Below are 19344 nucleotides of genomic sequence, written 5' to 3'. Positions count from 1 at the left end.
GCCCTGCTCATTACCTTTGCTCTGACGAACCTGATCGCCGCTGCCGTCTCCGAGCCTCCAGATCACGTCGCGCCCGCGACGTATATTACGCCCTCAAGAGACCACCGATGAGGAGGCTAATCGGATCTTCGAAGAAATTGCCGCGCGATTTCGGAAAGAGATGAAAGGGCATGCCGCCGTGCCTACTGAAATTCCTCGACCAGCAGTTGATGCATCGAGGCCTCGGTGCAGGTTTCTGATGTCCGGCGACCGTAAGCATGACGCCCGCCGGAAGCTCCTCCTTGGCGGACTGGTCGTTCGGACCCGGCTTGCGAAAGCGAACCATGTCTTTCTGCTCGGCGCCTTGCTGGAATTGGTAAAGGCATCACTGACATCGGACGAATGCTGGCGACTGGGAGAGGTCAGAAAGATAGCGTTCCAAGTGCCTTATCACGAACCGGAAACACTACCGCCGAGAAGGTTTCTTAATGGTGCTGAAGGACAGAATACATCCGAGCTTGCTTCTCATCCTCGTGCCGATCGCGGTAACAACACTGACACTCTGTATCACTGGATGGCAGTGGCAGGATTTGGCAATCGGCATGCCAGCACGAATCGCCTATTGGTTCTTGCGAGCGGGTCCTCTTCCCAATCTCCTTCTCGGACCTATAGCTTCACTTCTGACGGTTTCGGCGATGCCGCTGCATCGCCGTCGGCCGATCGCTTTTGCGAGCCTTCTTTGCTTTTTATGCGTTACAGGCTTTTACGCCCTGCGGGAATACGGCCGTCTGGTTCCATGGGTGGAGAATGGCGTCGTCATATGGGACGAGGCGCTCACTTATCTCGACGCCTTCGCGGTTGCCGGGATCATCCTCGGATTTGGTATTGTCGCAATCTCCGCACGCATCTCCATCGTCGTTTCCGATCCGATCAAGCGCGCCAAGCGCGGCGTCTTCGGCGATGCCGATTGGCTGCCCATGCCGGAAGTGGCTAAGCTTTTCCCTTCGGACGGAGAGATCGTTATCGGCGAGCGCTACCGCGTCGACCGTGATCGCGTGCATATGTTGCCTTTTGATCCAAACGATCACGGGACTTGGGGGCAAGGCGGCAAGGCGCCACTCATGACTTTCAATCAGAATTTTGATTCCACCCATATGTTGTTCTTCGCGGGCTCCGGCGGCTTCAAGACCACAAGCAATATCATCCCGACCGCATTGCGTTACAGGGGGCCGCTGATCTGTCTCGATCCATCGACTGAGGTCGCGCCGATGGTTCTCGAACATCGCGCTCATGCGCTCGGCCGCGAAGTCATGGTGCTCGATCCGACCAATCCAGTCATGGGCTTCAATGTTCTTGATGGAATTGAGGGATCGACTCGTAAGGAAGAGGACATCGTTGAGATCGCCCATATGCTTTTGTCGGAAAGCCTACGCTTCGATACCTCGACTGGCTCCTATTTCCAGAACCAGGCGCACAATCTGTTAACTGGGCTTCTGGCGCATGTGATGCTATCGCCCGATTATGCAGGCCGCCGAAACTTGCGTAGCCTCCGGCTGATCGTGTCCGCACCGGAACCGTCGGTGCTTGCCATGCTGCGTGACATCCAGGAAAATTCCGCATCCGCCTTTATCCGCGAGACGCTCGGTGTCTTCACCAACATGACGGAGCAGACCTTCTCCGGGGTATATTCGACCGCATCCAAGGATACGCAATGGCTGTCGCTTTACAGTTATGCTGCGCTCGTCTGCGGTAATACGTTCAAATCGAGCGAAATCGCTTCCGGACGGAAGGACGTCTTCCTCAACATCCCTGCGTCAATCCTGCGCTCCTATCCCGGCATTGGCCGAGTGATCAGCGGCTCGCTGATCAAGGCCATGGTCCGGGCCGATGGCGACTTCCGCCAAAGGGCGCTCTTCATGCTCGATGAGGTCGATCTCCTGGGTTACATGCGTATTCTTGAAGAAGCGCGCGACCGCGGGCGCAAATATGGCATCACATTGATGTTGATGTACCAATCTGTCGGCCAACTCGAGCGTCATTTCGGGAAGGCCGGAGCGACTTCATGGATCGAAGGCTGCGCCTTCACGTCCTACGCCGCAATCAAGGCGCTCGATACAGCACGCAATGTCTCCGCCCTATGCGGAGAAATGACCGTCGAAGTCCAGGGACGGTCGCGCAATGTCGGCTGGAGCAATTCCAATAGCAGCGCCCGCAAATCTGAAAGCATCAGTTTCCAGCGCCGACCGCTGATCATGCCGCACGAAATCACCCAGCTGATGCGCAAGGACGAGCAGATCATCATTGTCCAGGGCCACAGTCCCATTCGCTGCGGGCGAGCGATCTATTTCCGTCGCAAGGAGATGGATGAGGCGGCGAAGGTCAATCGCTTTGCAAAGTTCTAGGCCTTGGCGTTGGCCGCGAAGCTAATAACGAAATCCGGCAGCCAGCAGTCACAGAGCGTGACCTGATGTGGCAGACGGCCTCCGCTCCTGGCATCGCAATGTGCCAAGGTGTGGCTGTCGAAAGTCACGTAAGGAAGTTTCCGCGCCGAACTGAGCCGGGGGTGCGGACGAAAACTTGGACTGATTTATACGTTAAGGCCGAGACTTTTTCGATACTCGACCGGACTGCGTGAGCCCAGTGATATTTTGATGCGCTTTTCATTGTACCATCGGATGTAGGCATCAATCTCGCTGACGAACCGTTCGATTGTGATGGTCTTACAGTCTCCAGTCCGCCACTTCCCTCGGGAAGATCGACTTAACGTCGAGCAGGGCGGCGCCTGGAGCGGCAAGCCCGCGAATGCGGTCCGCGCCCATTTCCTTGAACTGGCGGTGTCCTACCGCGACGATGACGGCGCTATAGTCGCAAGCAAGGGGCGGCTCGTTCATGCAGGTCAGGCCATACTCATACTTTGCCTCGTCGAGGTTGATCCAGGGATCGTAGACCTCGACAGTGATATTGTAATCCTGCAAGGCACGAACGATGTCTACAACCTTTGTGTTGCGCACATCCGGGCAATCTTCCTTGAACGTAAGGCCCATGACTAGGACCTTTGCGTTGATCACCGGAAGCTTGCGCTGCAGCATGAGCTTCACCGCCTTGTCGGCAATGAAGGACCCGATGCTGTCATTGATCCGGCGGCCCGCTAGGATGACTTCCGGATGATAGCCAATCTCCTGCGCCTTGTGGGTCAGGTAGTAGGGATCAACGCCGATACAGTGGCCGCCGACGAGACCGGGTCGGAAGGGCAGGAAGTTCCACTTAGTACCGGAGGCTTCCAACACTTCCATCGTGTCTATGCCGAGCCTGTGAAAAATCAGGCTAAGCTCGTTCATTAGTGCAATATTGACGTCGCGCTGGGTGTTTTCGATAACCTTCGCCGCTTCTGCAACGCGGATCGAGCTTGCCTTGTGCGTGCCGGCCGGTATCACTTCGCGATAGAGTTGATCCACCTCCTCGGCGATCTCTGGCGTGCTGCCGCTCGTCACCTTCACAATGGTCTGCAGGCGGTGAACCTTGTCGCCGGGATTGATCCGCTCGGGGCTGTAGCCGCAGAAGAAATCCTGGTTAAACCGCAGGCCCGAGACCCGCTCCAGCACGGGAACGCAGACCTCTTCGGTCGCGCCAGGATAGACCGTGGATTCGTAAATGACGAGGTCGTTCTTCTTCAGTACCCTGCCGACGGTTTCGCTTGCCTTGACGAGCGGCGTCATGTCGGGACGGTTGGCTTCGTCCACCGGGGTCGGCACGGTCACGACATAAATCTGTGCTCTCTTCAGCAGGTCGCGGTCGGAGGTGAACTGGATATAGGGGATGTTCTTGAGCTCGTCCTCGCTAACTTCCAGCGTATGATCGTAGCCAGACTTCAACTCCTCGATGCGTGCGGAATTGATATCGAAGCCGATCGTGTTTCTGACCTTGCCCAAGGCGGCGGCAAGCGGCAGGCCGACATAGCCAAGCCCGATGACTGCCACGGTTTTCTTATTCAAATTCATCCTAAGCCCTTCGAAGAGGTAATTTTGTACGATCGGCAGACACCCTGAATATGGTGACCACGGAAAGCGGCTAGTCCAAAGTGAGTGGCACAACGATCCGCAACAATCAATCACCACGCGCGCTTGTCAGCATGCGTGATGCCAGACCATGGGTCTAGTGTTTGTTGCTATACCTGATCTGTCTCAAATCATTCGCTGACTCACACGAAGTCGGCGCGCCAGGCTCCATCGATTCGGGTGGATTTGTCGAAGACTGGGCTATGCGGTGGATGTGTATCGAGACTCGCACTTACAACAACACGCAACGACAAGCGCGGATAGTAACGACGCTGGGCGATAATTCTGACAAACGAAGCGTAGCGTGGTCGAAAATCGTACTAGCAGCGTGACGATCTTTTCGAGACGACAGACCATATCGCTGAAATTTTATCGGCAATTGGCGCTGTTTCAATTCTCCTGTCTGCTTCATCCGTGCTCAGACCGCGCTAAAATTGAGCTTGCGTTCTTCCTTGATAGACTGAATCGGGCGATTGCCCGCAGGATTGCCCTCCCAAGATGGCGAGGGTACAAGATATACGGCGCATCGGGTCGCCTTTGAGGGTATATGGCTTCCGGCAGTAAGATTATTTTGGGCGCACTTCCGTTCGTGGTCGGTGCGCTGCTTTTCGTCTTAAGCCTATCTCAGATACCGGAAATCCATAGGGACGCGCAATATTACCTTCAGTCCGCTTGTCTCTGGAACTCAGGGAAAGTCTCGTTCGCTGGAAGCTGGATAGGCTCGCGGGCGTTTACCGTCTGGATCTATCATCTCGCCTTTAGCGCTTTCGGCTACAACATAGACGCTATATCGCTTGCAATATCTATTGCGAAGTTGCTCACAGCCGCCGCGCTTGCTGTGGTCGTCTGGGAGACGATATGGGAGACTGTACTTAGGTGTGCGGTAACGGTTGCCGCCGCCGTTCTGGTGTTCACGATGCCCCTGATGAACACGCCGGCAACCGACAACATTGCCGTTCTTTTCCTCTCGGTTCTTTGGGCACTCTGGCTTGCCGGCCGGCGCAATTTGACACTGGCGATAGTGGCGTTTCCGTTCGTCGCGGGCGTAAGCCTGTCGGTGCGTTCCGAGCTTGTCATGCTCCCTGCGCTCCTAGTCGTTGGAGATATCCTTTCAGGGAAGCTGCCTTTCCGCTGGCGCCGTCTGGCCGCCGCCATTGCATCGTACACGCTCGGAATACTGGCTACTGGGCTCGTATGGAGCACTTGGGTTTCGGTAGAGAAACCGCCCCAATACTCAGGCGCGCTGGCAATGTTCAGGCCGTTGGCGGAACACGGCCTAGCAACAAACGGCCCGTCTAGCGCTAGGCTCTTCGAAGTGGCGCGACAGAACCCATCCGCTCCCCTGGATTACTGGAAGGCGCTAGGAACGACATACATCGAGCTTGGCCCCGAGAAGAGCAACGCATTGCTGACTGCGGCAGGGGCCGAAGCTATGATGAAAAATGCTCTTCCAATCTTGAAGTCAACGCTCTCTGACACCTGGACGCTGTTGGATTCTCCCGGCGCCTACTTACTCAAGAATACCGACCCGAAGGAGGAAATGGACACCCTCACACAGCAATTGTCCGACCTTGATGCCATTCGCGAGCAGACCAGCGCGAATTTCGGCGGTGACTTTACCTACCGGACAAAAAAACTGACAGAGGGTCGGATTGCCTGGATTGAACGCCTGCGAGGGTCTATCCTTGGCGTTCCAATCAGGATCGAACTGTTCGGCGGGGTCTTGGTCATATCGCTTCTTATGTGTGGGGGTGCCGGAATCGCATTCCGAGACCCCTCGTGGCTTTGCATCCCTTTATACGGGCTGGCCGTGTGCCTGCTCGCCGCGCTCACTCAGGGTGTCGTCTATCGATATATAGCCCCCGCGCTGCTGCTCAACTTCATAGCCGCCGCGGCATCCGCGGCAGCTCTGCTTTCACGTGTCGAGCCTCCAGCAACGAGATCAGTGTAACCCCACGGCGAGGGCCGCCTTGCTGAGATGGGCTGAAGACTGCAAGTCCTAGTGCAAGCACTAGGGATAGTCATATGACCAAGCATCAGGTTGAGGTGATCACATCGGTCGAGCGGCGTCGGCGCTGGTCTCGAGAGGACAAAGAGCGCCTGGTCGCAGCGACATTTGAACCGGACGCCAGCGTATCAGAGATCGCGCGTTCCGCCGGTATCCATCCCGGGCAATTGTTCCGTTGGCGCAAACAGCTCTGCCAGATCTCGGAGCCACCCACGCCGCAATTTGCTTCAGTTGACGTCGTCGCCGCCTTGCCCGCACCTGATCCAGTGGAGACGACAGCGCCGCCAAGGCCGCGCAAGAAGGCGAGCATGGTGACGATCGAGCTTGGCCGGGGCCGACGTCTTCGCGTGGAGAGCGATATTGATCCGGAAGCTTTGGGCCGCATCCTTGATGTAGTGGAGCGGCGATGATCCCAGTTCCGAGCGGTGTAAAAGTTTGGCTAGCGACCGGCTATACGGATATGCGGAAAGGCTTTCCGGGCTTGGCATTGATGGTGCAGGAGACGCTGAAGCGGGATCCGCACAGCGGCCATTTGTTCTGTTTCCGAGGTCGCCAAGGTGGGCTGATCAAGGTGATTTGGCATGATGGTCAGGGTGCGCCGTGAGGCGATGGAGGTAGAAAATGATTTAGCTATTTCAATCGCTTGCCGGCATTTAACCGATGGTTGAAATACCATCTCTTCGATGGGAGCATCGAAGAAAGGGGACCGAAAAGCTCGACCGGGCGTCGCCGGGCGGGTGTCATAAGCAGATCGGTCTTAACTGTACCAGATGCGGTCCATCAACCGCAAGCTGGACTACCGCAGTGTCCATGGTGAGAAAACGAAGTGTGCGTCTGAAGCCCCTGTACTTATCCTGCACCGTCTTCGGTAATGAGATGGCATTGAAGACTTCGCGACCCGATGCGGCAAGGCTCTTGTCTCCTTGCTGCGTAATGCGTCTGACGCATTAGAGGCGGCCATTGGCTCCCCGGCCGCTTCCAGCGCCGCCAGGGGTACAGCACACCACCTACCGACACACAGGTTGAAAGCCGGAACACGGGAACTTGAATTGGTCGCCCAGCACACGGACTGGGCTAGCCGCGACGGCCGGTGATGATCGAATTCGAGGGCGGAGCTTTCGTAGTAGTCCGAGCGCGGGAAAGCCGCGTGCATGGCGAAGGGAAGCAGAAGGACGGTAGAATTTGTACGACGGAGAAGTGATCTATGGACATGGATCTTCGGGCTGACAGAGCCTGGGTACTCGGCGTTCAACGCAAACTATACCAGTGGAGTAAGGAAAACCCCAACGATGTCTGGCGCGATATGTGGAACTGGGTCACCGATCCCCGCAATCTACGCCAAGCCTGGCGGCGAGTATCCTCCAACAGAGGGGCTCGGTCGGCGGGCATCGATGGGGTGACTGTAGGGCAAATCCGCCGACGGAACGGCGAAACGCTTTTCTTGGACAATCTACGGGACGATTTGCGATCCAACGCCTATCAACCCAGTCCGGCGAAGCGCAAGCTCATCCCGAAACCGGGAAAGCCAGGGAAATTCCGACCCTTGGGAATCCCTACGGTCAGAGATCGGGTTGTACAAGCCGCGATCAAGAACCTCATAGAGCCAATCTTCGAGGCGCACTTCTGGCATGTGTCCTTCGGGTTCCGACCCGGAAGAAGCACGCACGGCGCCTTGGAGCAGATCCGCAAGACCATCATGCCGCGCAAACGCGCGGCTGACGGGCGGCGTCAACGAACCCCGTATTCGTGGGTGATCGAGGGCGATATCAAGGGTTGCTTTGACAACATAAACCACCACCTTCTCCTCGATCGGCTACGCCAGAGAGTGGGGGATCTACGTGTGGTGCGACTGATCAAAGCATTCCTGGACGCCGGTGTTATGTCGGAAGGGCAATTCCTTCGGACAGACAACGGAACGCCCCAAGGCGGCATTCTGTCGCCTCTGCTTGCCAATATTGCGCTTAGCGTCATCGAAGAGCGATATGAACGATGGGTCCATCATCGGACAAAGCTCTATGATCGGCGCACGTGCAATGGCATGGCAGCCGCACTCAGCGCACGGAATAGGGACCGCAAGGCCGGTCGAACGGTCATGTTCCCGGTTCGCTACGCCGACGACTTCGTTATCCTCGTTTCGGGCTCGCAGGACGATGCTAACGCGGAATGCTCCGCCTTAGCTGAATACCTGAAGCACACAACAGGACTGGAATTGTCACCAGAAAAGACGAAGGTAACCGCACTCACTTCTGGGTTCGAGTTCCTCGGGTTCAGAGTGATCCTTCGCTGGGATCGACGACACGGGTATCACCCAAGGATCGAGGTCCCGAAAGCGAAAGCGGGCGATTTGCGAAGAAAGATCAAGCAGATGACATCGCGGGGTACCACCTCGCGCTCTCTTGAACGGACTCTTGAGCTTCTTAATCCAACCCTGCGCGGGTGGGCCAGCTATTACCGCTTCTGCGTGGGCGCAGGCCGTGTATTTACCAGCCTCGACTGGTACGTCACGGATCGGCTTTGGCGCTGGATGCGGGCCAAGCGGCCTCATGCCGGGATGCGAGAGCTCGCACGTGCCAAAAAAGCACAGCGAGCGACGCGCGTCTCGCCGCCTCTGGCGTGAAGGGCGTACTGAGCAATATATCCTTGCTTGGACGTCTGTGTGCCGGTTCAAGCTGGGTTGGATGAAAACACCTGACTGACTTCGCCATGTTCTTTGGAGAGCCGGATGCGTAACGAAAGACGCACGTCCGGTTCGGAAGGAGGTGTTGAGAAACCGGCGGTTGAAAGGCCGCACGGCGCTCGACACCTACCTTACGCGCCTGCCTCTTCACCAACGATCGGCGTTCATACTACACATCTTTCCTCGCCAGTTGATGTTTTTGGCTCAGTTTGCGTTTGTCGGCGCGCAGCGGCGCGATCTTTAAGTTGGTTCCATCGGCTGCATTGCTTCCGCGGCAGGTCTCCCCTCCCTCAGGCATTTCGTATAAGCTGTAGTGCCCGTTGTAGGCATGTCTGGTGATTAGGCCATACTTGGCCCATCTGGCGACGGTTTGCTCGCTGATGTTGAGGTGCACTGCCGCTTCCTGTCTTGTCAGCATTCCCCGCTGTCGCAGACGATCATATCGAGATCGCAGCTTATATTCATGGATGAGATAGGCGACTTTGAGAGGTGTAAAGCGGGCATTATCGCAGCCGCGCCGTGCCGTTCCACCTGGGCGATGACCCTGCTCGTTCAGAATCTCGGCGATCTCGGGATAAATGTAATCATCGAGAAGCTTATCGATCAGTTCAACGATACCGGGCTTTGTCTTGATCTGCTGAGCGGAGGATTTTGGGTTTATGGTGGTGACCGTCTGGATTTTGCCACCCTTGAAGCGCACGTGAAGCTTGGTGGTTCCTTCCGCTGGCAGCTTTAAGAGAGTGACGTCCTCGATGATGTGGGCCATCAATCGCTTGCGTTCGCGGCTTGGGGTATCCGGATCTTTCCAGAGCTGGTTGAAGTCGGCCGTCATCGCGACTAGCCGCTCGTGGACAGCTTTATCGAGGATGAATTGATCGTGCTCTCGACCACGTTCGCGCTCTTCGCGGGCGCTGGCCAGGAGGCCGGAATTGGGCCCGTTATGCCAGCTTGATCGGAAGCTGCAAAATGAACGGCGTTGAACCCTACGCCTATCTGCGCGATCTCTTCACCAGCCTCGCAAATGGCCACCTCGCCAAAGACATCGACGCCCTCATGCCCTGGGCCTATGCGCAACGGACCAGCGCCTCACAATGAGCTCGTCCGGGACTCCCCGACGAGCTCACAGGACCTGCCGCAAGCGATCGACATCACCGTTGCAACCGCAAAATCAATGGGGCGGAGACGCCGCATACGGTATAAGCACGCAACGCCGAATCATTGAACATTCATCGTAGTAGCAAGCAGACGCAGCAGGTAACACACGCAAGTGGCGTTGCGAGTGTCAATTCTCCACATCAAGGGAGTACTTTTGAAGCTTAGCAATTACACTTCGGCGAAGATATTTGAGGAGGGTCCAGGGAAGCAGCAGCGTATACTCCCAAATCGCAATAAGCCCCTCTGACAACAAAAGCCAATGGGTTCGCATCTCCCCCATCTGCATTGCCAACATCCGCCCGCTAAGGCCACCGGCCCCGAACGGGGCCTTGTGCGCCCTTGCAAGGGTTAGGTCGAGCTTCACAGCGGCGAGACCGGCCAACAGATTTGCGGCAACAAAAGCATAGTCCTCACCCGCATACCAATCTGGGAATGTGAACTTGATCGCATCGCGCCTGACAATAACAGTCGAGATCGACGCCGGATTGGAAAGAAGAACCGGCCACCGACTAAAGGGCCTGCTTTGTCCTAGATTTTGTTCAGGCCACGCGCGCGCCCGAAAGGCCTTGGAGTGCGCCGAAAAATCAGGCGAGGCTAGTCCAAGCATAATTTGCATCTGATATTCAAGCTTGCGCGGATGCCATTCGTCATCGGCATCGAGAAAGGCAATAAATGGCTGCTGCGATGCCTTTATACCTGCGTTTCTGGCGCCGCCAGGCCCAATATTCTTGTCCAGCTCGATCAGCCTTAGAGGAAGAGCTTGGAAGTCAGTTAGTATGGCCCCGACACCCGGCTCGCCGCCTGCGTCGTCAACGACGAATATTTCTCCTGGCGCCTGCGTCTGGTTCGCAACCGAATTCAATGCCCGCCGCAACGCTTCGCCATCGCGAAATGTCGGAATAACAACCGATACAGGCAGATGACTCACGCGAGGGAGCCTCGTAGCCTTGACCGCTCCGCTTTGAGCATTTCTTCCAGAATACGATCGATTGCGGTGTCCGGAACTTCGATCCCTGTCTGGCGAAGTCGGCCATTATTGCCGATGACTACGTCTATATCGCTCGTTCCGCCCCTGGTTGATTCCACCTGATGGAAAACCTCGACCTTTGAAGCATCGATGAGCCTGGAGACAAGCTCGCTTAAGGCCAATCCCTTTCCTGTACACACATTATAGATTTCACCGCTGTCTTTCGTCACGAAAGGCAAATCAACGATAATGTGAGCAGCTTCGGCCACGTCGATGAAATCTCGCACAGCCCCCAGATTTCCTGTTTTAAGCACCCCTGTGCGATCGATTGCTGCCACCTGCTTAACAAAACTGCCAAGTGCTGTGGTTTCCGGACTCCCGACGCCGATCGGATTGAACAATCTGGCAATTGTGACACGCAGTCCTTTGGAAGCTGCCGCTAGGCCATGATGGGTCTGCGCAAGCTTCGACACCCCGTAGGCTGTCAGCGGCCTGCAAACATCACGTTCCTTTACTGTCATGTCACGATTGGTTGGTACACCGTATTCGGCAGCACTTCCCACCAGCAGAACCCTGGGGCGGGATCGGCTGGACAGCGCACCCTGCAACAAGGCCTCTGCATAAAAAACGTTTGCCTGATAGAGTGCCGAGATGTCACCGGAACGGCTTGTTCCTGCCAGATGATAGATGACGTCCGGAGCGACCTCATCAATAATCTGGGCCATATCGACAGACGTCGGCGCGCCAGACATGACGATAACATCATCTTCCTGACCAGCTCGCCCCTCCCGCATTAGGTGGGTGACTTTAAACTTTCTCTTTAGAAGCTCGGCGCAAACGTAGCTTCCGAGAAATCCGCTGGCTCCTGTCACCAACGCAACCGGCATTGCATCAATCCTTTAGAAAAAGCTCGCGATTATTCTCGAAAAGATCTTGCGCAGACGAATAATCGTCTGGTCGTCCGATATCCAGCCAGACACAATGTTGATGATTGCATTGCACCTGCTTGCCGTCTTCCTTGAGGAGCAGCATCAATTGCGGCATGTCAAGATGAACGCCTGGCTTTAGATGCGGCGCAACCGCTGCCCTGTTCAGTACGTACAAACCCATGCTGACCAGATGAGAGTAGGAAGGCTTTTCGCGGTATCCCGTCAGCCTCATATTCTCGTCAACCTCAACAAGGCCGAAGTCAATATTCAGTTTGCGCTCATACACCGCAATCGAGGCCGCCGCCGCAGTCTCTTCGTGCCGGCGGATCATCTCTTGAACGTCGAAGTTTGTCAGCAGATCGCCGTTGGTGACGATGAAGTCATCCCCGAGGTCATCCAAAACTGAGGCCATAGGTCCAGCTGTACCTAACGGCGTATCTTCGAGGACGTAGTCGATTTTCAAGCCAAAGTTCGATCCGTCACCGCAAAACGCGCGGATAAGGTGATGCAAATGATTGACTGCGAGAATGACCTCATCGACACCCGCCTGCTTGAGCTGGCGGAGCAAAAGCTCAAGTACTGGCATGTCGCCCAAGGGAACCAGGGGCTTCGGAAATGAAGCAGTGAATGGCTTTAGCCTAGTCCCCTTACCCCCAGCCATGATGATAGCCTTCATAGGAACCAACCTCTCTTTGGATGTCACTTAGACGTTGTATATGTCGGGGCGATATAGCTTGATGTTCGCCTCAACGAATTCAATCGTTGCTTTGAGGCCATCCTCAACGGACGTTGTGGGACTCCAGTCAAGAAGCTGCTTTGCCTTGCTGTTATCAGATACGAGTTTCAAAACCTCGCTATCTGCAGGCCGCAATCTTTTTGGATCCTGAACGATTTTCTTGCTGGACTTCATTAGCTTAAGAATAATTTCGGAGAACTCGCCGATCGAAGCTGTTACGCCTGTGCCGAGATTGATGGTCTGCCCTTCGACGCCGGTGACAGCACCTGCGGCAAGGAAACCGTTTACGGTGTCGTTCACAAAGGTCATATCGCGCATGGGATCGAGTGCGCCCAACTCGATAACCTCGCGCGTCAGCGCCTGCGAAATAATCGTCGGAATGAATGCGCGCGCCGACTGGCGTGGACCAAATGTATTGAACGGCCGCAGTGTCACGATAGGGGTGCCGAAGGAGCGATAATAGCTCTCCGCGATCTTGTCCGCACCGATCTTCGAGGCCGAGTAGGGAGACTGACCCTGAAGAGGATGATCTTCGTCGATCGGTTCACGAAGCGCCGTACCATAGACTTCTGAAGTCGACGTATGGACAACCCTCGCAGTTCCCAGACGACGCGCGGCTTCGGCAACATTGAGCGTACCCTCAACATTGGTTCTCACGTAGCTACGTGGAGCCAAGTATGAATAGGGAATGGCAATCAATGCGGCCAGATGAAAGACAACATCCTTCCCCTTGACTACGCTCGTTACGAAATCGGAATCTTCGACATTGCCAGAGACGACCTCCATGGATTTTTTTGCAGCCACGGATGCATATTCGAGATTTCCCCAATGAGAGGATGATCCGTATTTGATCATTGCAGTTACATTCGCGCCTGCACCCACCAAAGCTTCAGCCAGATGGCTGCCGATGAACCCTCCGGCTCCCGTTACAAGCACATTTCGTCCACGATAAAAACGCTCTACATCAGACATTTGAGGATTCTCTCTCCGAGATTCTACGCTTATTGGTCTCGGGACTACCGCATTCCCGGCACTCTCACAAGCTTAAATAAAGTCCGACGAACCTTGGAATGACCTTCTCCGTGGAGAACCTCGCCTCGAAATCCCGCCGTGCCGCACGCCCCATTGCAACCCTAAGCTCGGTGCTTTGTACCAGTTTCACGATGGCCGCTGCGACCTGTTTTACGTCACCGCGCGGCACCAGAAAGCCGTTTTCTCCATCCCGAACAATGGAGCGACATCCCGGAACGTCTGAGGCGATCATCGGCAGGCCGGCGGCGGCGGCTTCGATCAGCGAACGTGGCATGCCTTCACGCTCGGACAAAAGGATCGCAACGTCAGCCCGGCGCCAGGCATCGGACGCGTCATTGCACCGTCCACACCATTGGATCCCGTCCAGTTGCGAAAACGCTTCCAGCTCGCTTTTCGTGTAACTGGTGAGATTACCCTCATCAGGAGTTCCCCACAGCTCAAGCTGCACGTCTACAGTACTCCGGGCCAACTGAACTGCCCGGACTGCCAGTTCTATTCCCTTCGCGCGCAGCATGCGTCCGAGATAAACGATGCGCATTGGCGGGAGCCTGGGCCCCGGCATTGGCGTAATATGATCGGAAGCGATTCCCCAGCCGCCAATCACCACCGCGTTTTTCAGCGAGCCGAATTCCCGGGCATCGTCTTCATTCTCGAATGTAAATATCGTCCTACTGTTTGCGCCCAGCAGTTTGAGAGTATGCCGCACGATACTCCGGGCCAGGCGGACGAGGAATCTGCTCTCGATCCAGAGGTAACCCAGGCCGGTGAGGGAAAATATCTGGGCGGGCCGGCCTGCGAAAACACTTGCCAACCCACCCAGGATGACCGATTTGAGAGCAATCGCATGAATGATATCCGGCTGCTCGCTCCGGATAATTGTCCGCATCCGTGCGATGGTTTTTAGCAGCGAGGCGATTCCAAACGAGCTTCGGTCTGCCGTTAGCGGCACCACCTTGAAGCCTTCAGCTTCAAGGTGGTGCGAATACCCATTCACTTGAGTAATGACAATGACATCGAAACAATTGTCACGCGCAGCACGAGCCAGCGGCAGGAAGTGCGTCACGAAGAACCAATCTTCAGTTACGATGTACGCCAGCCTCGGTCTGGGCTTTTGCATAGTGACGAAGATGTCGTTTTGCTGGCTCATGGCTGCTTCGATTGCCTGGGATTAAGCGGCAAGTTCACGGATCGATGATGTGTCAAATTGCTCAAAAACCCCGCTCGGTTAAAGTGGAAAAATACGCAGAGGGGGCATTCCATTTCCAGGCGCCCCAGAACGAAAACTCCATCAGCGGAAAATATCGCGCTTATCGACTTTCGAAGTTGGCTAGTCGATAAAGTTTGCGGTCAAACGCTGATTGCCTGGTCAGCGACACGATGAATATTTTTGTCCCAAAAACGAGACGGCGCAGCCCGTGAACGCCGCGAATGCAACAGGACAAAAAAATCTGATCAATCCAGTTCTCGCTTGATAGCGTCCGTGGACCCGCTTCGGGCCTGCAAAGGACATGTTGCCTCAACTGCCAGCCACTCTTGACGCAAGATAAGCTTCGGTCACTTCCGCTACAGGACCAAGGGCCCTTTGCTTGCCCTTCTCCAGCCAGAGCGCCTTGGTACAAAATTGCCGTGTAATTGCGACATCGTGTGACGCGATTACAAAAATACTGGCATTGCCCAATATTTTCTCGATCCTTTGCCTGGCTTTCTCTACAAACTGGGCGTCGCCTGCGCTGATCATTTCATCCATGATCACGATGTCGGGATCGATCGAAGTCGAGATTGCAAAGGCGAGCCGGACAAACATCCCGGCTGAATACGTTCTGACGGGCATATCCAGGAACTCGCCAAGCTCGCTGAACTCCGCGATCGACGGTGCCAGTGCCTTGGCTTCCGCAAAGGAAAGCCCCATGAAAGCACAGCGGAAGACTATGTTCTCCCAGCCTGAAGCTTCCATGTCCATACCGAGCGTAATATCGGTGAAGGAACTTATCCGCCCACTGATTTCAATCTGGCCGGACTGAGGAGGATAGACTCCGGCGAGTGCTCTCAACAGGGTTGTTTTCCCGGCACCGTTATGCCCCAAGAGAGCGATTCTATCACCGTCCTCAAGATGCAGCGACAGACCTTTGATCGCCTCAACGACGAGAGTGCGGTTGTGGCTGACAATCTTTCCGCCGAGCTTTGAAAAGACTGCGGTTCTCAACGAGCGCGAATGCGAATTGAAGATCGGATATGAGATGGACACGTCTTCTAGGTGAATGTGAGCCATATCATCAGATCCAGTAAATTACGCGCTTGTTGTAATTGCCGATGATAGGCAAGGCGAGCAGTATTGCTGCAACTGTGTATACGACGGCAGCACACCAGATTTCCCGGGGAATTTGCTCACCCAATAGCGGATCTCTTAGCAGGGACAGGAAAACCGAGAACGGGTTAACCGAATTAAGCCAACGATAGTTTTCGGGAATGAACTCCGGTCGCCACAGTACAGGTGTTACGAAGTATCCAATCTGAGTCAGGCTCAGGGTGAGTGGCACCGCATCGCGGTACCTGGTCGCCACAATTGCGAGAATGTAAGCCACCGAGATGAGGAAAAGCAAAGTCAATGACATGCCCGGGATTAGGAGCACAATACTGGCTGTCGGCAGCCTTGCGTACCATGCAAACGTGAGCACCACGATAATGAGGTTGTAGGCCACATAGATGAGGTTGCGGTATATGACGGCATAAATGGCTACCGAGAAACTGGTTTTCTGATTCAAGAACATGTTCCCCATCGAGGAGAAAGCCGTTGTTGCCTCATTCAGAACGCCGGTGATGAAAGCCCAGAACACCATGGCAACCGCTATATAAGGCAGGATTCCGCTCACTGGCATCCGCCAGAGGAGCGACCAGACAAGTCCGAGCGCCAAGATTGTCATGCCCGTAGACAGCGTTATCCACAGTTGCCCTACCCGCGATCGGGAATGTCTACGCCGCAAGTCCGCCGTTCCAAGGAGATACCAAATGCGCCACGCCTTGATACCATCTTTGAGTTCGGCAACGCCGTCCCTATATAAGTTCATTGTGGTCACTTTTTTGGAACCCTTGCGTGATTTCATAGAGCAGCCCTTTTAGGGGTGACAGACCAGCATGACAATATGCATCACAAACTGCGCGAATGCCTTCCATGACCTCTCTTTTCGAGGAAGGCCTCCGTCCGGCCGGTCTCTGTACAGGTATTTGAAACGTGTGATGCCTTAAGGCGCAGATCCTTGGCTCAGTGCTTTGGTAAGTTCAGCTGCAGGGTACCCTTTCCAAATTTTTTGGGCTAAGTACCGCCCGGTGCATAAATCTGAATTAACGACTTCGAGGTAGCGCTTTTGCGCATAAACATCACCGTCAGGCGCTGGGCATCCGAGATTAAGCGGTTGATCCCGTTTGCATTGCATTTAACCCTCAGTGGGCAATTTGGTCTGGTATGGGTCGCTCTGAGGCGTCGATTGTTCGGTCGCTTTGTCTCCCTGGACCCGATAGAATATATTTCGGAGGTTGAAGAGCCCCTCGAGTATTTCGATGGTTCGAGTGGCGCGGACGATATTAACCCGCTGGTATCAGTGATTATTCCGTGCTTCAACTATGGTTCATTCGTTAACAATGCTATCGACAGCGTTCTTGCACAGACTCTGCAGAGCGTTGAAATTATTGTCGTGGAAGGCGGATCGACGGATCAGACGACCACCGAGGTCGTGCGCAACTTAGACCGGCCTCGCACGACCGTTATCATGCAGGAACGGCCAACGCTCGTGGGCGCAAACCGTAACCGGGGGATAGCTGCCGCGTCGGGTCGCTACATATGTTGTCTGGATGCCGACGACACGCTTGATCCAACCTATCTGGAAAAGGCCGTTTATCTTCTTGAAACGCATCGTTATGACGTCGTTTCCACCGGTATTCGTTTTGCCGGGACACGCACTGGAACAATCGATGTGCTGGAAAGTCCGACACTCAAGGACATGACTACCGGAAACCATATCACGACATGCGCGGTTTTTTCGCGCGATCTTTGGAAGTCCGCCGGAGGATTTACCGATACGGGCAAAGGTCAAGACCACATAGCAGAAGATTGGGACTTCTGGGTGAAGGTCGCAGCGACGGGCGCACGGATGCGAAATATTTCGGGTGAGCATCTCTTTAATTACACGATACATGAGCATGGATCGTTATCATCCGCAGATGGCGTGCAGAGCCGTGCCAAGCAAGGTGCTGCGATCATGGCGAGGAATAGAGAGTCGCTTCTGGATGAGGCATTTGCGAAGTCCACCGCTGCAGCCAGGAGACGCATGGCTCTCAGTCGTGCGGGCGGCGCATTACTCAAGGTCAAAATCAATGAGACGCACAGCCGCCGATTGCTGATCGCGGTCCCTTATTTGATTGTCGGCGGAGCTGAACGTTTGCTCTCGACCGTCGTGCGCCTACTTGTCTCGCAAGGTTGGAGAATCACCGTTATATCGACACTTCCGCAGGAGGGCCATGAGGATGTAAGCTCGTGGTTCAAACAGAATATCGCCGAAGTCTATATGCTTCCGCGCTTTCTTAAGAAATGGGAACAAGAGGGATATGTAAGGTATCTGATTGAAAGCCGGCGCTTTGATGCTCTACTACTCGCAGGAAGTCGTCTGATTTACGATCTTCTTCCGGTTCTGGAGCTAGGCTGTAAGGATCTTGCGATTATTGACCTTCTGTTCAACACCGTAGGACATACAGATTCCCACATACGGCTCCAGAAGCATATTACCTTGGCTATTGGCGAAAACCCGGAGGTTGTTAGCTGGCTTAGGGCGACTGGTCGGCCTGAAAGTGAGATCCGGCTGATTGAAAGTGGGGTTGACGCATCCAATTTCCAGACAGATAGACCGATCGACCTAGCAGGGCGACTGGGTATTGAAGACGATGAGATTGTCATTGGCTTTTCTGGGCGTCTTTCGAGTGAAAAGTCCCCTGAGGTCTTTGTTGAGATAGCGGAAGCTCTAAAGGACGAATCTAAAGTCTGCTTTGTCATGACCGGCGATGGTCCAATGCGAAATGCCGTGGAGGCAAAGGTTCGCAATCTACCACTAAATGTGCGCTTCAAGTTTATGGGAATGGTCGATGATACGGAGCCTTATTTCGCTCTGTATGACATTTTCGTTCTGCCTTCACGAATGGATGGACGTCCTCTCGCATTGCTGGAGGCACTGTCATCCGGCTGTGCGATCGTGGCATCCAACGTTGGCGGAATTCCAGCTATCCTGGAAGGTACAGATGCGGGCATTCTTTGTGCACCAGGCAAGGCGGCTGCATTCGCCAAGGCGATACGCCAACTAATTTCTAATCCCCAGAAGTTGCGCGATATGAAACGTGCCGCGGCGAACGCTGCGAAAGAGAGGCTGTCTGAAACGCGCATGGCAAACTCCTATGCGGAAGCCATAGAGGCAGCGATTCTGATAAAGCGACAAAAAAATGACCTGGATTTGAGCGTCCTACAGTAGTTCGGGGAGGCACCTTGCGTGTGTCTCTACCTTTAGTTGCTGGGTAGGCATCCGAGCTGGGCCGCCTTGAGAGGTGTGCGGAAAAATAGCTGACTGCCTGTATGGACATCTATACTCACAGTCAGTCTGCTGGCCGCCTCGATATCGTCGATACCGGTCGACGTCGGCGGTTTAGCAATGCCGTCAAACTCCGGATTGTCGCGGAGAGCCTGCTTGAGCCGGGCCGTTGTTCGGAAACGGCACGTCGTCACGGAATATCGCGATCACAGCTCTATGAGTGGCGTCGCCTCGCGCGA

The 19344-nt window shown here is 55.0% G+C and carries 16 protein-coding genes and 3 pseudogenes; 9 read left to right on the top strand and 10 right to left on the bottom strand.

The features are described 5' to 3' along the window. Positions 1–160 precede the first annotated feature (160 nt). Positions 161–352: pseudogene (locus tag QD409_RS26465) on the top strand (conjugal transfer protein TraD); the annotation flags it as partial. A gap of 115 nt (positions 353–467) precedes the next feature. Then, a complete protein-coding gene (traG, locus tag QD409_RS26460) occupies positions 468–2381 on the top strand; it encodes a Ti-type conjugative transfer system protein TraG (RefSeq protein ID WP_430764067.1) in 1914 nt (637 codons plus the stop codon). Positions 2382–2566: 185 nt separating this feature from the next. On the opposite strand, the pseudogene QD409_RS26455 reads toward traG, so the two are convergent. Then, a pseudogene (locus QD409_RS26455) lies at positions 2567–2707 on the bottom strand (IS3 family transposase); the annotation flags it as partial. Further along, positions 2700–3977, bottom strand: a complete 1278-nt coding sequence (locus QD409_RS26450; RefSeq protein WP_430764066.1) for a nucleotide sugar dehydrogenase — start codon at positions 3975–3977, stop codon at positions 2700–2702. The pseudogene QD409_RS26455 and the gene QD409_RS26450, both read right to left, overlap by 8 nt. 604 nt (positions 3978–4581) lie before the next feature. Here QD409_RS26450 and QD409_RS26445 point away from each other — a divergent pair. From QD409_RS26445 to ltrA, 4 genes are all read left to right on the top strand, one after another. Beyond that, complete coding sequence (locus QD409_RS26445; protein ID WP_430764065.1) at positions 4582–5985, top strand: hypothetical protein; 1404 nt, start codon at positions 4582–4584, stop codon at positions 5983–5985. Positions 5986–6059: 74 nt separating this feature from the next. After that, entirely contained in the window at positions 6060–6452 is a 393-nt protein-coding gene (tnpA, locus tag QD409_RS26440) for an IS66-like element accessory protein TnpA (RefSeq protein WP_430764064.1), read from the top strand. Continuing rightward, a complete protein-coding gene (gene tnpB / locus QD409_RS26435; protein WP_430764063.1) occupies positions 6449–6646 on the top strand; it encodes an IS66 family insertion sequence element accessory protein TnpB in 198 nt (65 codons plus the stop codon). The genes tnpA and tnpB overlap by 4 nt, the downstream gene beginning before the upstream one ends. Before the next feature lie 600 nt (positions 6647–7246). After that, complete coding sequence (gene ltrA, locus QD409_RS26430) at positions 7247–8659, top strand: group II intron reverse transcriptase/maturase (protein WP_430764062.1); 1413 nt, start codon at positions 7247–7249, stop codon at positions 8657–8659. A gap of 229 nt (positions 8660–8888) precedes the next feature. Here the strand turns inward: ltrA and QD409_RS26425 are convergent, their stop codons facing one another. Then, positions 8889–9551, bottom strand: coding sequence for a hypothetical protein (locus QD409_RS26425; RefSeq protein ID WP_430764061.1), 663 nt, complete (start codon positions 9549–9551; stop codon positions 8889–8891). Between the two features lie 74 nt (positions 9552–9625). Between QD409_RS26425 and QD409_RS26420 the strand changes: the two are divergent. Then, positions 9626–9814, top strand: a pseudogene (locus tag QD409_RS26420) (transposase domain-containing protein); the annotation flags it as partial. A gap of 187 nt (positions 9815–10001) precedes the next feature. Here the strand turns inward: QD409_RS26420 and QD409_RS26415 are convergent. The 7 genes from QD409_RS26415 to QD409_RS26385 form a co-directional block, all read right to left on the bottom strand. After that, positions 10002–10802 (bottom strand): glycosyltransferase family 2 protein, encoded by an 801-nt coding sequence (locus QD409_RS26415; protein WP_430764060.1) that lies wholly within the window; start codon positions 10800–10802, stop codon positions 10002–10004. Next, positions 10799–11728: an NAD-dependent epimerase/dehydratase family protein gene (locus QD409_RS26410; RefSeq protein ID WP_430764059.1), complete on the bottom strand. Its 930-nt coding sequence runs from the start codon at positions 11726–11728 to the stop codon at positions 10799–10801. Before QD409_RS26410 ends, QD409_RS26415 begins: the two co-directional genes overlap by 4 nt. Before the next feature lie 4 nt (positions 11729–11732). Beyond that, complete coding sequence (locus QD409_RS26405) at positions 11733–12446, bottom strand: sugar phosphate nucleotidyltransferase (protein WP_430764058.1); 714 nt, start codon at positions 12444–12446, stop codon at positions 11733–11735. 27 nt (positions 12447–12473) lie between these two features. Beyond that, a complete protein-coding gene (locus QD409_RS26400) occupies positions 12474–13478 on the bottom strand; it encodes a GDP-mannose 4,6-dehydratase (RefSeq protein WP_430764057.1) in 1005 nt (334 codons plus the stop codon). Between the two features lie 64 nt (positions 13479–13542). Further along, entirely contained in the window at positions 13543–14685 is a 1143-nt protein-coding gene (locus tag QD409_RS26395) for a glycosyltransferase family 4 protein (protein ID WP_430764056.1), read from the bottom strand. Positions 14686–15054: 369 nt separating this feature from the next. Then, positions 15055–15807 carry an ABC transporter ATP-binding protein gene (locus QD409_RS26390; protein ID WP_430764055.1) on the bottom strand — a complete coding sequence of 251 codons (753 nt, stop codon included), beginning with the start codon at positions 15805–15807 and terminating at the stop codon, positions 15055–15057. Between the two features lie 4 nt (positions 15808–15811). Further along, complete coding sequence (locus tag QD409_RS26385; protein WP_430764054.1) at positions 15812–16639, bottom strand: ABC transporter permease; 828 nt, start codon at positions 16637–16639, stop codon at positions 15812–15814. A gap of 261 nt (positions 16640–16900) precedes the next feature. Between QD409_RS26385 and QD409_RS26380 the strand changes: the two genes are divergently transcribed. After that, positions 16901–19048 carry a glycosyltransferase gene (locus QD409_RS26380; protein ID WP_430764053.1) on the top strand — a complete coding sequence of 716 codons (2148 nt, stop codon included), beginning with the start codon at positions 16901–16903 and terminating at the stop codon, positions 19046–19048. Positions 19049–19149: 101 nt separating this feature from the next. Beyond that, the coding region (locus tag QD409_RS26375) for a transposase (protein ID WP_430763411.1) at positions 19150–19344 on the top strand (195 nt) is incomplete at its 3' end.

It is taken from the genome of Rhizobium sp. BR 315 (assembly GCF_050577975.1).
Classification (GTDB): Bacteria; Pseudomonadota; Alphaproteobacteria; order Rhizobiales; family Rhizobiaceae; genus Rhizobium; species Rhizobium miluonense.
Note: the sequence above shows the minus strand (reverse complement) of the source record. Positions and strands in the feature narration are given on the sequence as shown.

What these genes read in the sequence shown, in the direction of transcription:
- traG (WP_430764067.1), top strand. Translation starts at nt 468, where the DNA reads ATGGTGCTGAAGGACAGAATACATCCGAGCTTGCTTCTCATCCTCGTG.
- QD409_RS26450 (WP_430764066.1), bottom strand. Translation starts at nt 3,977, where the DNA reads ATGAATTTGAATAAGAAAACCGTGGCAGTCATCGGGCTTGGCTATGTC.
- QD409_RS26445 (WP_430764065.1), top strand. Translation starts at nt 4,582, where the DNA reads ATGGCTTCCGGCAGTAAGATTATTTTGGGCGCACTTCCGTTCGTGGTC.
- tnpA (WP_430764064.1), top strand. Translation starts at nt 6,060, where the DNA reads ATGACCAAGCATCAGGTTGAGGTGATCACATCGGTCGAGCGGCGTCGG.
- tnpB (WP_430764063.1), top strand. Translation starts at nt 6,449, where the DNA reads ATGATCCCAGTTCCGAGCGGTGTAAAAGTTTGGCTAGCGACCGGCTAT.
- ltrA (WP_430764062.1), top strand. Translation starts at nt 7,247, where the DNA reads ATGGACATGGATCTTCGGGCTGACAGAGCCTGGGTACTCGGCGTTCAA.
- QD409_RS26425 (WP_430764061.1), bottom strand. Translation starts at nt 9,551, where the DNA reads ATGACGGCCGACTTCAACCAGCTCTGGAAAGATCCGGATACCCCAAGC.
- QD409_RS26410 (WP_430764059.1), bottom strand. Translation starts at nt 11,728, where the DNA reads ATGCCGGTTGCGTTGGTGACAGGAGCCAGCGGATTTCTCGGAAGCTAC.
- QD409_RS26405 (WP_430764058.1), bottom strand. Translation starts at nt 12,446, where the DNA reads ATGAAGGCTATCATCATGGCTGGGGGTAAGGGGACTAGGCTAAAGCCA.
- QD409_RS26400 (WP_430764057.1), bottom strand. Translation starts at nt 13,478, where the DNA reads ATGTCTGATGTAGAGCGTTTTTATCGTGGACGAAATGTGCTTGTAACG.
- QD409_RS26395 (WP_430764056.1), bottom strand. Translation starts at nt 14,685, where the DNA reads ATGAGCCAGCAAAACGACATCTTCGTCACTATGCAAAAGCCCAGACCG.
- QD409_RS26390 (WP_430764055.1), bottom strand. Translation starts at nt 15,807, where the DNA reads ATGGCTCACATTCACCTAGAAGACGTGTCCATCTCATATCCGATCTTC.
- QD409_RS26385 (WP_430764054.1), bottom strand. Translation starts at nt 16,639, where the DNA reads ATGAAATCACGCAAGGGTTCCAAAAAAGTGACCACAATGAACTTATAT.